Source organism: Bacillus sp. LK2 (assembly GCF_001043575.1).
Taxonomy (GTDB): domain Bacteria; phylum Bacillota; class Bacilli; order Bacillales; family Bacillaceae_G; genus Bacillus_A; species Bacillus_A paramycoides.
On record NZ_LDUK01000056.1, the window covers coordinates 1 to 15,463 of the forward strand.

Below are 15,463 nucleotides of genomic sequence, written 5' to 3' on the forward strand. Positions count from 1 at the left end.
CCTTAAGTTGATGGATGTGTGGTGGGACCCCATAAAGATGTAGACTGCTTGCTAAAGTTCATTTCTTAAAGAGGGTTTTTATTAAAATAAAGTATTAGACTAAATAGTTGCTATTTCACAATTACGACCGATAATGAAATATACGGCATAAATTCAGTTTCTACTAGAAGGACTAATATTCATCATAAGCATTCACAAACATTAAAATTCATCACATGATATAGAGATAGGTGTTCCAAACATAACCTATTCGAAGTGCTAAGTTTTTTAGAGATAACAGCGGATTATTGCTATAATTAAATTTATAATATATTTTAGGGAGGAACTCAATTTGAAGAAAACATTAATTGTTGGAGCATTATGCTTATCACTCGCTTCTTTAGCTGCATGTGGTAATAACAATGAGGGATCATCGACTGAAGCGAACAAAAATGAGATTGTTATACACATACCTAAAGAAAAGTCTAGAAACCTAGAACGATTTGAAACATTTTCTCAAAATGTAAAAGATAAGAGAAATGACGAAATAAAAATTAAAAATTATTTATATGACGATGAAGCAAAAGTACCAGCGCTAAACACTGTAACTTATAAAGACGAAAAATTCACTTTTACTCATAAATACAATTCTAACTACAGCAAAGATGTATGTAATAAGCTGGTTACTCCTCAAGAAACACATGGTCTGGTATATATGCTAAGAGATTGCTCACAGTCAGAAGATGGTATTATACTTCATAACACAGCGAAGGATGGTGAAGGAGTAAACTCCATAGAAAATAAATCTGTTGAATTTATTGAAGTGGAGGGGGATAAGACCTACATATTCGTAAAGCAATTTGATGTTGGAGCATTCGTAAACGCTATTGAAACTACAAACTTTGATACACATTCAAATGCATCTAGTACACAAAAGCCAAATTTCAAAGTAAATGTTCACTTTTTAAGTGGAACAATTCAAACATACTATTTGTGGATTGACAAAGAGAAATCACAAGGAATAATTGTGGATTCAGAACAAACAAACCAAGGACATGAAATCGATAAAATATATGTAGATGACATCATAAAAGCGTTAAATTAAGACGACATATTTTAATGCACCTCGTTAAGATGCACTTTTTAGATGATTACATAAACTCCATTACTACGTTAAAAATTGACCGCCATCACAGGCGGTTATCTTATACTCTGCTATCCTTCCAACTCCGCCAGTCATCTCGCCCAACACATTCTCCTTCAGGTACAGAAAGCATATTTTCAGTCTACAACTATTTTTTAATAGTCTAATACTTTTTTCTATAGTCTAAAACATTCTTTTAATCAAACACTTAATACATGAAAGTAAAAAATGTATCTAAAGGTGTGCCTTTTGAAGCGCGTAGAAAAAGGAACCCGTTATGGATTCTTTTTTGTTTTGTAATGCTTTTATGAAACAGCTTACTTTCTTAAAAAGTATTTTTCAACTTGTTTAAAATATGGAATTAATTATTGAAATTGATTTGAAGACTGTAATTTTTCTTTTATCAATAAAGAAAAAATCTCACATGAAATTAAAATTATATAAGCTTAGCTTGATGGGCATGTCGTACCGCCCACATTTTAACGATTTTATAAGCCAAGAGATTCTGATTTAAATGATGCGTTCTGAGACACTATTCTTCTTCTAAAATAGAGTAATAATATTCATCCCACCATTCATTACCATGTGGTATACACTTCCTGAAATAGCCTTCTCTTCTCATTCCAATCTTCTCCATCACTCGATATGATGGGGTATTCTGTGGCTGACATGTAGCTATAATTCTATGTAATTTCATTTCCTTAAACCCATATTTCAATGTAGCTTGTGCTGCTTCAGAAGCATATCCTTTATTGAAATATTTAGGATTGAACACCCAACCAATCTCATAAGTATGTTCACCAAAATATTTATGAAAAACAATATGACCAATTAGGATATTGTCATCTATTAATACCACAGGAAAGTTCTTAGCATTTTCACCAATGTTTTCATTAACAAAGTTTCTTGTATCTTCTTCAGTAAAAACCCCTTCGGGTATGTATTTCATCACATTGATATCTGATGTATACTCATGGACAGCTTGCCAATCTTTGAACTCAAATTTTCGTATCAATAATCGTTCTGTCTTTACAAACATTTACTTTTCCCCCTCAAAAAATCGTAACTTTATTTCAAATCCACATTTAACCCAAAAACCAAATAGAACTTGTAGGAATCTCTACAAGTTCTATTTAGTTTAAGTTGAATATATGGGACAAACAAACTATCTTACAGGTTCATCATAAAAACTACAGGGGTAATACTTTGACAAGTATATTATATAACAAATATTAACATCTATAGATTTTAATTTTGAAAATTAAGTGAATTAACAAAACAAAACGGTTTATCACTTTCTCTTCCTAAAAAGTCCATTTAGTTATTTCGTATAAATAACTTTAAATTAATATCTACATCATAATTTATTAGTAAAAATATAAATATAAGTAAATAGAGAATATAGCATTCTTATAAAAAAACTATATTTATATTTAGGATTAATTAACTATAATAAAATCAATTTCATTTTATCGATACATATAATTCGTGAACATATTGAAAGTGCTGTGATTCTTCATAAAAAGCACGTCACCCTTTCTCATTAACATAAGAAAATAGTAACGTGCTTTTAACTTCAAAAATAGTCTAAATCCTTAAGTTGATGGATGTGGGGTACCGCCAGCATTTTGGAAAAAACCCACGCTAAGAACATGCAAGATTTAATACAGTTTTTTGGTTGATCCAACAACAAACGAGAAACCTAAAACCGCGCCAGAATAGGAATGTATAAAAAAATGCATAGGTCCATAGAACGAAAAAAGGAGGTTCCTTTGAGAGAGTAGGGTTCCTCCCTTTCCTTGATACCGATAATGAGACGTTATATTAACCACACATGTATACGATATACATTGTTCCTTATTCAACTAAATGACAGGTTAGTTGAATAAGGAACAATATTACTTTAATTATCATTTCCTTCTATTTTTATATATAATTAATTTGTATTTTATATATAAATAGGAGGAAATTTATGACTGTAAATAAGGACTACATTCGCTATATTCGGGAAAAAGTAGGGCACGATTTAATATTTCTTAATTTTGCTGGAGGTATCGTTTATAACGAACGAAATGAAATCCTTTTACAAAAACGGGGAGATAGAAATGAGTGGGGTCTTCCAGGTGGTGCTATGGAACTTGGAGAATCTCTTGAAGAAACCGCTAAACGAGAAATACTTGAGGAGACAGGATTAAATGTTGAAGTTGAACATCTTATAGGTGTCTACTCTAAATATTTTGGTGAGTTTCCGAACGGAGATAAAGCTCAGACTATCGTTCATTGTTTTCAATGCAAACCAATTGATGGGGAACTTACTGCAGATGGTATTGAAACTTTAGATTTAAAATACTTCCCAATAGACCAAATACCGAAATTATTCACAAAACTACACGAAGATGCCTTAGAAGATTGGCTTTCCAAAAGAAAAGGTGTATTTAAATAAAAACACCTTCAAATTAATTATCCATAATCTTTAACTAACGGACGCTTTAATTGAGAAAGAAACTAAAAACTTTTAAACTTCCACTTTCGAAAATTATGTAAATAAGCTGCCCACATGGACAGCCTATTGACATAATTCTCGATATAGGAAGTTGTTTTTACACATACTTGGTCTTGTAACACTCATGCTTAGCTTTATCATATGTCTCCGCTACAAACTCGAAAAGTAACGAATCTTTAGGGAGAAATATAGTATCGTTGGCATGCTTTAAAAAGCGATAGCCCGTCTCCTTACATACAATTTCGACTTCAACCATATCAAAATGGACTTGCTTTGCATCTTCGAGCTCAATTCCCATTGTTAAAGAATGGACTCCATTACCAAAGGACTTGAAAATCATGAGTTTATTTGACAAATCTGAGCGATGAAGACAGGTGATTTCTCCGTTCACATATGCCTTTGTTCTGTCTTTCTTTGGAATACACTCTATATGGTGGATTTTTTTATAACAATGTAATGTGAAGGAGTATGTATGACACTCATTTGGCTTGACATCAATCCCGTATTTATAAGCAAAAGTCCGATATACCATTTCAAAAAACAAAGGCATAACAATGTCATCCCAAGAGTCATATGCAAAAGCCGCTATTGGAATTAAGTGTGGGTATAGATCCGCCAATGTATTTCCAAAATTCAAGAGAATATCTGTATCCGTAAGTGATTGTAAGTCTATATCCTTTTCGTGGTCTTCCACTTTCAGCAATCTCCTTTCAATCATCGTTACCTACCCTTTACACTTGGTATTGTAAACATACTGCGAAAGTTGCAGCAAACCCCTCCTGTTTGGAAGGAGGGTCAATCTTTGTTTTGTTTTTCTAACAGTTGAATAACCCTATCTAACTTTTTCTCAACTGGATCTTGCTTTTTGCGATTGCTGGTATGCCGAATTATACGTATAATCCCGCCAAACAGTGCACCGATGATTATTACAATAATGATGTAAGAAATTAGTGGTTCCTAAAGGCATTATTCAGAGTCCTCTTTTTCCTTATTATACCATTTAGAAGAAGTAATATGCTGTGTAATTTTGGTTGTATATAGTATTCATGTGGGGTTAACATAACGTCTCATTATCAATAGTCAACGATGCATAAAATTTTCGTTCTGGGGGTAATTAAAAATATTAGCTTGATAGCGATGGGGTAGCATCAACAAAACGCGAATTTCGTACGCTAAGCAAACTTTAATAAAGAAAAAGTCGATTTTCTAGACAGGTAAGAGTTATACAGTATTGTAGGTAGAAAACATATCCAGATAATTCAAACCAGCTCATATTAATTTGGTCAATAATCTTTAAGAGAATCCATGCTAAGTAAGTAGGGTAATGAAGAAAAGTCTTGAATCTTATTAAAATATAAAAGGAGTAGAAAAAATTTTCTACTCCAATCTCTTTTTGGTAATTGGTATTTTATTTCATTTTAAAAATGTACTTTATACTTTGATATTCAATATCATTAATGCTATGATAAATTCTTTAATAGTTATGACCTATTAATCCTCATAATCTTCAAGTGCGCTTTTCAATTTCCTAGATAAGAACTCATAGAAATCTTTAGCTTCAAGCACTGTCTTCTTGCTTACAAAATCCCACGTTACAACTGGACATTCACTATTTACAAGACTTGATGTATCTAGGCAATATACGTATTCACCTACATCCCATATCACAACATAGCTGTTGGGAAGTCCCATTTTACGATGCACTTCAGTTTCTGAAAGTATTGGTGAATTATCTATGTAACCTGCACATGTTAAATCTATTCCGAGTATACCTCCGCCACCGTAATGCTTTAAAAACCAGCGATAGCTATCTGGAAATTTACAATTTAAGCTTCTTTCAAGTTGGTTAATGAATTCATCTTCAACTCCTCCATAAAAATCTCCTTTTTCCTCCCATTCGGAAAAAATGTTAGAAATCCATTCCTTCATTTACATTACTCCTTCTTTCATTTTATTTTTGATAATCTTGTGCTCTTTGTTTCCAGTAATAATCACGAAACCTCTCATACTGAGCTTTTAAAACTGGATCATTTCTAAAACTCTCTCCATCATCAATTGTGCCATGAAGCTGTTTTGAGTATTCCCGATGTTTACTAGCTGGCAATTCAACCATGCTTCCTGGTTCTCGCTGAGTCGTATGGTGAAGTTGAATTTGTGTATCATCCTTGTAAAAAGGACTTCTTCCTTTTTTCGCTAGTTCTAAATTTGATAAACCTTTAGCTTGTGGGTTTGATGAAACATAATTCCAATCAATATCTTTCATCTGATATACACGTCTATCTAAAATACTAGTTTGTTTCATTACCTTTGCTGTTCCAGTAACTTCAACTGCTTGGTATTTATCACCAAATCGTTCTAGCCATGATAGGTCCACTTTTGTGGTAGTTAATTTTTGGCGCTTAGTAACTTTACTTATAGAACCAAAAAAGGCTGCGCCAGCTTTAATTTCACCACCACCGAGAACAGCTAACATGTTTAATGCATAATCAGATGCCTTAAGATCTTCCTCACTATTTAAACTTTTACCCGAGATTAATTCACCGAGGGAGACGAAGTTACCTGTAAACGGCATCCCAGCAAGTATATTATACATTGCTTCATCACGTTGTTGTTTTCGTAATTTTTCTTCAGGTGTTTGTGAAGGGAATGCTTCTTCTAAACTAGAAAAATCAAAATCCAAATGAATAGTGTTTAAATCTGACTGTGTTCTTTTCTTCGGTGTATCAATTATACTATTTATCTCTTTAACGGATACGTCGACACCACTAATCGTCTTTTTTAATCCATTTTGCATTTTATTTGTGGCGTTTAGCATTTTCTGTATCCCAGCGTTCATTTGTTGTATAGCTGAATTGGACTGATCAATTGCGTCGTTCATTCCTCGTAAACCTGAATTCGCTTGGTTAACCCCTTGAATCATTTGCTCCATGCCTTTATTAGCTTGGTTTATACCTTCATTCATGCCTTTAATAGCCGAATTCGCTTGGTTAACCCCTTGATTCATTTGTCCCATGCCTTCATTCGCTTGGTTTATACCTTTATTCATGCCTTCAATAGCCGAATTTGTTTGGTTAACTCCTTGATTCATTTGCTTTATACCTTCATTAGCAAGGCGTACTGCATCGTTCATTTCATTCAATGTCTTTTCTAAAAAGGCATTATTGACTTTTAAATTTTTTGTGGTTTGTTCCAATTCCTTCATGACCTTATTGAAATCTGCTAAATCTATATCGATGTTAATGTTGAGATCAGGAATATTCATATCTGATCTTTTCATTCCTGAAAAATTAATTGTCCATTTCTCTAAATTATTAAATATTTGTTCACTTATCCCGTCGTCATGTCCATTTGTAACTACATTTTTTATTTGTGATAATGATGCATATATACGAGGTTGCTTTATGTATTTGTCCTCTGTTTTTTCAATCAGTTCAGTTGAGAAATAAGTTAGAAACCCATAGACATATTGACCATTCCATAAAATTGTATCGTTGTCGACAAAAGTAACAACTGTACCATTTGTAATGGTGCCAATTTTTGGACTCATTATATCCTTGGATGCTTTATAGTCTATATTTTTTATCGCTCTATATTTTATACCGTTTGGAGCTATCCAATGGGTACCTTTTGAACTATTAATTTGATACCAACCACCTGGTTGTTCACCGATAACCGTAACCTTTTCAGAAGTTATCGATCCTTCAAGATTAGTAAAGTCAAGGTCCTTATATAGTTGTGTGGCTTTCGTAATCTGATAGGGTACTCCATCAGGAACAATCCAGCGATCCCCATATGCTGTTTTGATTCGTTTCCAGCCATTTGGTCTATCTTCTAGTAAAATTACTGTTTGCGGCATTAATCCATATTCCTCTTTGTCCGCAAGAAATGATGAACCTCTATACAATGCTACATTTTGTTTTAGTTCGTATTCAACACCTTGTGGAGCAATCCATTTGTCACCCATATAGGTTTTGATTTTCAGCCAACCATTTCCCTGAAAATCGACAACTTTCACTGTTTGTGGAGCAATACTGCCTGCTACATCCGTATAATGTTCTTCAATTTCCAAATCTGTTTCATGATATAGTAGGCCATCAATAATATGTGGCGCTTCTTCTGAAATGACTATGAATCCATGTCTTTTAAATAGAGCTGTTGTTACGCCGTAACCAGTTTGTTTATTTCCATTAATTACATAAGTCTTATCGTTTTTGCACCAGAACCGATACCCCTACATTTATCTGCCTCTTTGGTAAGGCATCGAATAATCCTTACTTATACCATCGCGATTTCTGATAACTTACATGTAGAGGTATCACTCAATATAACAAAAATGTAATGTTAATGAAATGTAATTCCACCGATACTATAAATGAAATTATATAAAATGAATGGGAGTTAAAGAGTTTTTATAATGAAAAAGGAGAAGTATTAATGCGAAATATATTAAGTGTAGAAAAAATTGAAAAATATTATGGTAATAAAGATAATGTAACAAAGGCTATAGATAATATTAGTTTTAAGGTAGATGAGGGAGAATTTGTTGGGATAATGGGGCCCTCAGGAAGTGGCAAAACTACATTACTTAACTGTATATCAACTATTGATAATGTTACTACGGGAAAAATAATAATCAATAATAGTGACATTACTCGGTTAAAATCAAAGTCACTAGATAAGTTTAGACAAAATGAATTAGGGTTTGTATTTCAGGACTTTAATTTATTAGATACCCTTACTGCTTATGAAAATATTGCCCTAGCGTTAACTATAAAAGGTGAGGAAAGTTCAAAAATTGATGGAAAAATACAAGCAGTTGCAAAATATTTAGACATTGAACAAGTATTAAGCAAATACCCTTATCAAATGTCAGGCGGACAAAAACAAAGGGTTGCTTCGGCAAGAGCTATCGTAACAGATCCATCTTTAGTACTTGCAGATGAACCAACAGGATCGTTAGATTCTAAATCAGCTAGATTATTACTCGAAAGATTTGAAAGTCTAAATAAGGATTTAAAAGCTACAATACTTATGGTTACTCATGATGCATTTACAGCAAGCTATGCTCGTAGAATTCTTTTTATTAATGATGGCAAAATATTTATCGAGTTGGTAAGAGGAAATGATTCCAGAAAAGAATTCTTTACTAAAATTATCGAAGTTATAACCCTTCTTGGAGGTGACGATAATAATGTACTCTAAGATTGCTATTGGGAATGTAAAGAAAAGTCTTAAAGATTATGCGATATATTTCTTAACACTAACACTGGCTGTTTGTATATTTTATAGCTTTAACTCAATAGAATCACAAAAGGCACTTATGGAAATTAACGCTTCAGATAGAAAGTATGTGCCTACAATAATGAACGCTATCTCAAATGTGTCAGTATTTGTATCCGTAATATTAGGTAGTTTAATATTGTATGCAAATAATTTCTTAATCAAAAAACGTAAAAAAGAATTAGGAATATACATGACTTTAGGCATGGGAAGAAGAAACATATCCAGAATATTAGTAACAGAGACATTTCTAGTTGGTGTTATATCTTTAGTGAGTGGACTTATAATAGGTATTGGAGTATCGCAGGGATTATCTACATTTGCATTAAGGTTATTTGACTTGCCCATCAATAAATATAAATTTGCAATTTCAACAGGTGCTATAGGTAAAAGCGTATTATACTTTGGAGTCATGTTTTTACTTGTTATGTTATTTAATGTATATGTTGTTTCTAAATACAAAATAATTGATATGTTAACAGCAGGTAGAAAAAACGAAGATGTAAAATTTAGAAATCCTCTTATCTATGTAATCACATTTATTATGTGTGTAGCATCACTTGGATATGCATATGTGACTGTACTAAAAATCGGATTGAATTTTACTAATCCTATGCTCATGGTATCAATCATTCTTGGCATATTAGGTACATTGCTGTTTTTCTTTAGTTTATCTGGATTTATATTATATGTTGTAAAGAAGAATAAAAAAGTCTATTTTAAAGGTTTAAATATATTTATCATCAAACAAATAAATAGTAAGGTTAATACAAATTTTATATCCATGTCTGTAATCTGTTTAATGTTATGCCTTACAATGGTGGCTTTATCTACAGGACTCAGCTTTAACAGAATGATGGACGCAACAATGAAAGAAGCAACACCATTTGATGCCAGTATTAAATTGGAGAATAAGGATGAAAGTTACACGATAGAAGACGTATTAAATAAAGCTAATTTTAAAATAAGTAATAACGAAAAATATGTATCTTATAATGTATATCCAACAGGGATGGAAGTGGGGGACTTAGTACCAGAAGTACGTAAAGATTATAAGAAAAGCGGTATGGATTTCATTAAAGTATCTGATTATAATAAAATTTTAAATCTTAAAGGTGAAAAGGAAATCACTTTAAATAACAATGAAGTTTTACTTTTATCAAATAATAAGCGGTTGCTTAATTCGATAAATGAAAGATTAAAAAATAGCAATAAGGTGAATATTAAAGAAAAAGAATATCTGGTAAAAAACGCTAAAATTATACAAGAGAGTCTTTACACTTCTGGTGAACAATTTGATTTCTTCACAATCGTTATAAATGATGAGTTTTTATCAGACTACAAAATTATTGCATCCGTACTTAATGTAAATTATTTAGATGGAAATAGAGAAGAATATAATAAAAAATATGATAACGTTGCACGGGGCTTTTATGACGAAAATGGCCCGAAATTAAATATTAATCGTATAGCAGGCAAATCAAAGGATGAAGTTTGTGCAGAAAGTAAGGGATTGAAAACTATCATACTGTTTATTGGGATATATATAGGTATTGTATTTTTAATAACGAGTATGGCTGTATTAGCTCTTCAACAATTATCAGAAGCCAGTGATAGCATAGATCGATATAAATCTTTGAAGAGAATTGGTTCAAACGGAACAATGATCGACAAAACAATTTTTATTCAAACTTTCATATACTTTAGTCTTCCAGTTATTCTTGCCCTAATTCATTCTGTAGTTGGAATTTATGTAGTCAATGATTTTATTAACGCATTTCAAGAAATAGACATTACTTTACCAGCATTGATGACTGGCTTAGTATTTCTTGTAGTTTATGTAGTATATTTCTACACGACATATGTCGGGTATAAAAATATTGTAAAAAGTAATACTTGATTTTATAATGCTCATTAGGGCTATTACACCTTGTTTCTCAAGATGTAATAGCCTTATATTCTGTATAGGGAGGGAAAGACATGAAAAAAATCATTCTTATTGAAGATGATGAAATCATCAGAGAAGAATTACAAAATTTTTTTATAAAGTATGGATATGAAGTGAAGGCTCCCACAGATTTTAATCATATTATCGAATATATAGAAAGTGAGAATGCAGACCTTATATTACTAGACATAAATCTTCCTGTGTTCGATGGCTATTATATATGCAGAGAAATACGTAAAACTTCAGATGTTCCAATCTTCATGGTTACAAGCAGAGATAGTGATGTAGATGAACTAATAAGTATGAATTTAGGAGCAGATGATTTTATAACAAAGCCTTATAATACAGAAATACTATTAGCAAGAGTAACAAACATTTTAAGAAGAACAACTGGAGATTTCAAGACGAATAATATCTTAATTTATAGAGATTTTAATTTAAATCTTTCAAATGCAACAGTTACTTATCAAGACAAGTCTGTAGAGTTAACTAAAAATGAAGTTAAAATACTCTCATGCTTAATAAATAATCGCGGAAATATTGTAAAAAGAGATTCACTCATAGAAACCTTATGGAAATCTGATTATTTTGTGGATGATAGCACCTTAACTGTTAATATAAATAGATTAAGAAAAAAGCTTGAAGAGATAGGTATAGAAAATCCAATTGCAACAAGAAGAAGTTTAGGGTATATAATGCCATGAATATAGGTGAATTTATTAATGATAAAATGGTAGTAATACTATCTAATGTACTGGTATTTATTATACTAGCAGGTATATTGCTGACTGCGAATGTTCAGTTCATTATAATATTCTTTGTCTTTTGTATTTGGTTTTTTCCATTGATTTCATATATGGCTATAGAATTTATAAAATGTAAAAATTATTATAATGAGATTAATGGCATATTAGAAAACTTAGAGAAAAAATACCTACTTCCAGAGGTAGTAAAGGAAGCAAACTTTATACATGGGGAAAAGCTTACTTCTATACTTAAAGAGGTCAGTAGGGATATGCATGAAAATGTAAAATATTATAGGGATATGCAATCGGATTATAGAGAATATATAGAAACATGGGTGCATGAAATTAAGACACCTATAGCTTCTACAAAGCTAATAATTGAAAATAATCAAAATGAAGTAACTAATAAAATAGACTCCCAATTGGATCGAATCGATGGGTTTGTAGAACAGGTGCTGTATTATTCTCGAAGCAATAAGGTCAGTAAGGACTATATTATAAAACCAATCAACCTTGATGATGTAGTAAGAACTGTAATTAAAAGAAATTATAGAGATTTTATTCATAAGAGAATAAAATTAGATATAAAAGATATTAATGCAATCGTATATAGTGATAGAAAATGGGTTGAATTTATTATTAATCAAATAATAGGAAATTCTATAAAGTACTCAAATAACAAAGAACAAATGATACGTATATACTCAATTAAGAAAGCTAACTCAGTAATACTAACTATAGAGGATAATGGAGTAGGGATAATAACTAAAGATATAAATAGAGTTTTTGAAAAAGGATTTACTGGAGAGAATGGAAGGAGATTTAGCAAAAGTACAGGAATGGGTTTGTATCTATGCGAAAAACTGTGCTCAAAATTAGGAATGAAAATTGGCATTGAATCTGAAGTGAATAAAGGAACTAGAGTTACATTAATATTTCCGTTGTCAGGTATGGTAACTTTTGAGCCTTGTTTATAAATGAGATGCTGTCATCTTTCCAGGTATTTCGTATGAAACTTATAAACAAATTTAAAAAAGTATGAAAAGAATAGAAATTCTCTTCATACCGTTTGTATTACTTAACTATTTAACGTATTGGTATATTTAATTGTGAATCGGATGGATGTTAATCTGGATTTGGTTCGGTTGCTACACAGACCTCGTAAGCGAGAAATTGTACGCTATATAAAACAGTAAATTGAACTACCCCCACTTCGTTTAGAAGTGGGGGTAGTTCAAAGAAACCAAGAAACTATTCTCATATGGATTTGATAAACTTTATATACCTTTTCTTTAATAGGGTACCACCATATGCGGTGCACACTGGATTGATTTTTTTGTAAATGTGGAACAAATGTATTACTTAGATTGTCTATTAAGTGTAATCCTAAAAAATATGAAAGTACGGATTATTTCGAAAAATACAAGGGTATTAAAAATAGGGATGTGTGTGGGAATACTAGGTGTCAGTCTTGCAAGTGTAAAACTTTTTACAGATGAACCATTGCAGGTAAACGCAAAAAAACTGAGAAAACTGAGAAAACTAAACTTGCAAATCGTGCGATTCATCGAGAATTCGCTCAATTCAAAAAAAAGTTTGACGCTAGACTGGGTGCCTATACTATTGATACCGATACCGTACAAATCGGTAAGCGACTGTCCGATTTAATGAACGCTTTCACCTATATGGTTTTGGCTGCAGAAGTAGTACTAAAGTGAAATTCAATTGACAAACTTGATGAATTTATAACCTTCACGAAAGATGAATTAGTTGAATATTCACTAATCATAAAAAATACGTGGATATCGGTATGACTATTGAAGAATTTGCAGGGACCGCTATTCGTTAAGGTGATAAAACTGCGGGAGACTAACTGATTCGTGTTAGCGCCTAAAAGTTTGAGATGAGATGGTCTATATGAAATCGTTCCCAATGCCTTATATGTATATAGAATTTGATAACACTGTCTATTTTTTGGGGGATTACGTTAGAAAAACGTTTTTTTGAGTACAAAGATATTGGAGGTAACAGAAGTGAAAGGTATGTTTTGCAAGAGATTTATTGCAATAGTAACAGTGCTTACACTATTTTGTAGCATTGTTGTTACATCTGGAAGAGCATCAGCGGAAACAGCCCCTGCTATAGACGTAGAAGCAGGATCAGCAATTTTAGTAGAAGCAAATTCCGGGAAAATTTTATATCAAAAAAATGCAGATGAATTATTAGCGATTGCTAGTATGACAAAAATGATGAGTGAGTACTTAGTTAGTGAAGCTATAGCTAAAGGGAAACTTAAGTGGGATCAGAAAATTAAAGTTTCTGAATATGCACACGAAATTTCACAAGATCGCTCATTATCAAATGTGCCTCTAGAAAACGGTGGTTATTATACGGTAAGAGAACTATACGAGGCAATGGCAATTTGCTCTGCCAATGGTGCGACAATTGCTTTAGCTGAAGCAATTGCCGGAAAAGAAGTCGATTTCGTAAAAATGATGAACGATAAGTCGAAAGAGTTTGGATTGAAAAATTATAAATTTGTAAACTCTACAGGCTTAACAAACTATGATTTAAAAGGACAGCATCCTGAAGGGACAACTCCAGACGAGAAAAATAAAATGTCTGCAAGAGATTGTGCGATTTTAGCACAACGTCTTATTCAAGATTTTCCGAAAATATTAGAAACAGCAAAAATCTCGAAAAAAACATTCCAAGAGGGCGGCAAGTATCCAATTGATATGGCGAACTCGAACTGGATGTTAAAAGGTTTAATTAAGCAATATGAAGGTGTAGATGGCTTGAAAACAGGAACAACTCCAGAAGCTGGGGATTGTTTCACTGGCACAGTAGAAAGAAACGGTATGCGTCTTATCTCTGTAGTGATTAAAACAAAATCTCATACAGCACGTTTTGATGAAACAAAGAAATTATATGATTATGGATTTGCGAATTTTGAAGTGAAGAAGGCCTATGAAAAAGATTCCGCGGTAAAAGGGCATGAAACAGTGCGGGTAGAAAATGCAAAAGATAAAGATGTAGCAGTTCAAACGAAGCAAGCTGTTTCACTTCCAATGCCAAAGGGCAGCAAAGACGTTTATAAAAAAGAATTTAAAGTATTGAATAAAGAACAAGAAGCGCCTATTAAAAAAGGTGTAACAATTAGTCAAATGATTATATCGCCTATAGATAATAACGATCTTGGGTTCTTATCAGGTAAATCATTACAAGTAGACCTTGTAGCAAAATCTGATGTAGGACAAGCAAATTGGTTTACACGTTTTATGCGCGATATCGGTTCTTTCTTTAGCGGCAAATAGCGCGGCTGATATAGTAAAAAGTTAGTTTTAAGAGCTCCCGAGAGTTCTTTCTTACTATCTATATCCATAGGATAAAACTAAATATTAGCTTGAAACAAAAGGTTTCAAAGTATTATAGATTCTTATGTGTATGGTTTGGAATTGAAGATTGCATTAATTTTCAAATTTGGTTAACGTGTGTTTTTTCCATTTTGCGTTCTGTACCCCAGATAGCATTCCAGAAGAAGATTTACCCCATTCTTTTAGTATGTTTTATACAGATGGTAAAACAAGAAAAGAGAAATAAGCCGGTACAGGACTTGAATTATTTATTATTTAAAATATTGTTGAGCAGCATAATGGGGGGATTTCTGCTGAAAGTAATGTGATATTAACAATATTTTAAAAAATATTCTTTTGAAATTGTCACTTTCCTGTAACATAAGTGATTTATTTTATAATAAGAAACTGACATGGAAAGAGGGAGAAGTTATGAAAAAAATCATACCGATAGTCGCATTAATAGGCATGATGAGCTTAGGGATACAAGAAATGAATGTGAAAGCT

Annotated in this window: 11 protein-coding genes and 2 pseudogenes; 8 read left to right on the forward strand and 5 right to left on the reverse strand. The window is 32.1% G+C overall.

The features are described from left to right. Nucleotides 1-331 precede the first annotated feature (331 nt). Nucleotides 332-1,084, forward strand: coding sequence for a DUF4362 domain-containing protein (locus tag VK90_RS24545; RefSeq protein WP_048375960.1), 753 nt, complete (start codon nucleotides 332-334; stop codon nucleotides 1,082-1,084). A gap of 571 nt (nucleotides 1,085-1,655) precedes the next feature. On the opposite strand, the gene VK90_RS24550 is transcribed toward VK90_RS24545, so the two are convergent. Next, entirely contained in the window at nucleotides 1,656-2,162 is a 507-nt protein-coding gene (locus VK90_RS24550; protein WP_006097033.1) for a GNAT family N-acetyltransferase, read from the reverse strand. A 933-nt stretch (nucleotides 2,163-3,095) separates the two neighbouring features. Here VK90_RS24550 and VK90_RS24555 point away from each other — a divergent pair. Continuing rightward, a complete protein-coding gene (locus VK90_RS24555; protein WP_048375961.1) occupies nucleotides 3,096-3,566 on the forward strand; it encodes an NUDIX hydrolase in 471 nt (156 codons plus the stop codon). 157 nt (nucleotides 3,567-3,723) lie between these two features. Here VK90_RS24555 and VK90_RS24560 read toward each other — a convergent pair whose 3' ends face one another. The 4 genes and pseudogenes from VK90_RS24560 to VK90_RS29325 all read right to left on the reverse strand — a co-directional run bounded on the left by VK90_RS24560 (nucleotide 3,724) and on the right by VK90_RS29325 (nucleotide 7,695). Further along, nucleotides 3,724-4,320, reverse strand: coding sequence for a hypothetical protein (locus VK90_RS24560; protein ID WP_231595948.1), 597 nt, complete (start codon nucleotides 4,318-4,320; stop codon nucleotides 3,724-3,726). A 101-nt stretch (nucleotides 4,321-4,421) separates the two neighbouring features. Continuing rightward, a pseudogene (locus VK90_RS29320) lies at nucleotides 4,422-4,593 on the reverse strand (DUF4083 family protein). A 524-nt stretch (nucleotides 4,594-5,117) separates the two neighbouring features. Next, nucleotides 5,118-5,555 (reverse strand): SMI1/KNR4 family protein, encoded by a 438-nt coding sequence (locus VK90_RS24565; RefSeq protein ID WP_048375964.1) that lies wholly within the window; start codon nucleotides 5,553-5,555, stop codon nucleotides 5,118-5,120. Between the two features lie 22 nt (nucleotides 5,556-5,577). Next, a complete protein-coding gene (locus VK90_RS29325) occupies nucleotides 5,578-7,695 on the reverse strand; it encodes an HNH/ENDO VII family nuclease (protein ID WP_231595950.1) in 2,118 nt (705 codons plus the stop codon). A gap of 365 nt (nucleotides 7,696-8,060) precedes the next feature. Here VK90_RS29325 and VK90_RS24575 point away from each other — a divergent pair, with 365 nt between their 5' ends. The 6 genes and pseudogenes from VK90_RS24575 to VK90_RS29985 form a co-directional block, all read left to right on the forward strand. Next, the gene (locus VK90_RS24575) at nucleotides 8,061-8,828 is read left to right on the forward strand and encodes an ABC transporter ATP-binding protein (RefSeq protein WP_048375965.1); all 768 of its coding nucleotides are present in this window, start codon (nucleotides 8,061-8,063) and stop codon (nucleotides 8,826-8,828) included. Beyond that, on the forward strand, nucleotides 8,818-10,806 hold the full coding sequence (locus VK90_RS24580) for an FtsX-like permease family protein (protein ID WP_048375967.1): 1,989 nt from the start codon (nucleotides 8,818-8,820) through the stop codon (nucleotides 10,804-10,806). Before VK90_RS24575 ends, VK90_RS24580 begins: the two co-directional genes overlap by 11 nt. Before the next feature lie 80 nt (nucleotides 10,807-10,886). Further along, on the forward strand, nucleotides 10,887-11,558 hold the full coding sequence (locus VK90_RS24585) for a response regulator transcription factor (RefSeq protein ID WP_048375968.1): 672 nt from the start codon (nucleotides 10,887-10,889) through the stop codon (nucleotides 11,556-11,558). Further along, entirely contained in the window at nucleotides 11,555-12,577 is a 1,023-nt protein-coding gene (locus VK90_RS24590) for a sensor histidine kinase (protein ID WP_048375969.1), read from the forward strand. The genes VK90_RS24585 and VK90_RS24590 overlap by 4 nt, the downstream gene beginning before the upstream one ends. A gap of 1,056 nt (nucleotides 12,578-13,633) precedes the next feature. Continuing rightward, nucleotides 13,634-14,917 carry a D-alanyl-D-alanine carboxypeptidase family protein gene (locus tag VK90_RS24600; protein ID WP_048375970.1) on the forward strand — a complete coding sequence of 428 codons (1,284 nt, stop codon included), beginning with the start codon at nucleotides 13,634-13,636 and terminating at the stop codon, nucleotides 14,915-14,917. Between the two features lie 208 nt (nucleotides 14,918-15,125). Next, a pseudogene (locus VK90_RS29985) lies at nucleotides 15,126-15,302 on the forward strand (ATP-binding protein); the annotation flags it as partial. Between the last annotated feature and the right edge of the window lie 161 nt (nucleotides 15,303-15,463).

Excerpts from the sequence above, each read along its gene's own strand:
- VK90_RS24585 (WP_048375968.1), top strand. The coding sequence starts at position 10,887 with ATGAAAAAAATCATTCTTATTGAAGATGATGAAATCATCAGAGAAGAA.
- VK90_RS24575 (WP_048375965.1), top strand. The coding sequence starts at position 8,061 with ATGCGAAATATATTAAGTGTAGAAAAAATTGAAAAATATTATGGTAAT.
- VK90_RS24580 (WP_048375967.1), top strand. The coding sequence starts at position 8,818 with ATGTACTCTAAGATTGCTATTGGGAATGTAAAGAAAAGTCTTAAAGAT.
- VK90_RS24565 (WP_048375964.1), bottom strand. The coding sequence starts at position 5,555 with ATGAAGGAATGGATTTCTAACATTTTTTCCGAATGGGAGGAAAAAGGA.
- VK90_RS24555 (WP_048375961.1), top strand. The coding sequence starts at position 3,096 with ATGACTGTAAATAAGGACTACATTCGCTATATTCGGGAAAAAGTAGGG.
- VK90_RS24550 (WP_006097033.1), bottom strand. The coding sequence starts at position 2,162 with ATGTTTGTAAAGACAGAACGATTATTGATACGAAAATTTGAGTTCAAA.
- VK90_RS24590 (WP_048375969.1), top strand. The coding sequence starts at position 11,555 with ATGAATATAGGTGAATTTATTAATGATAAAATGGTAGTAATACTATCT.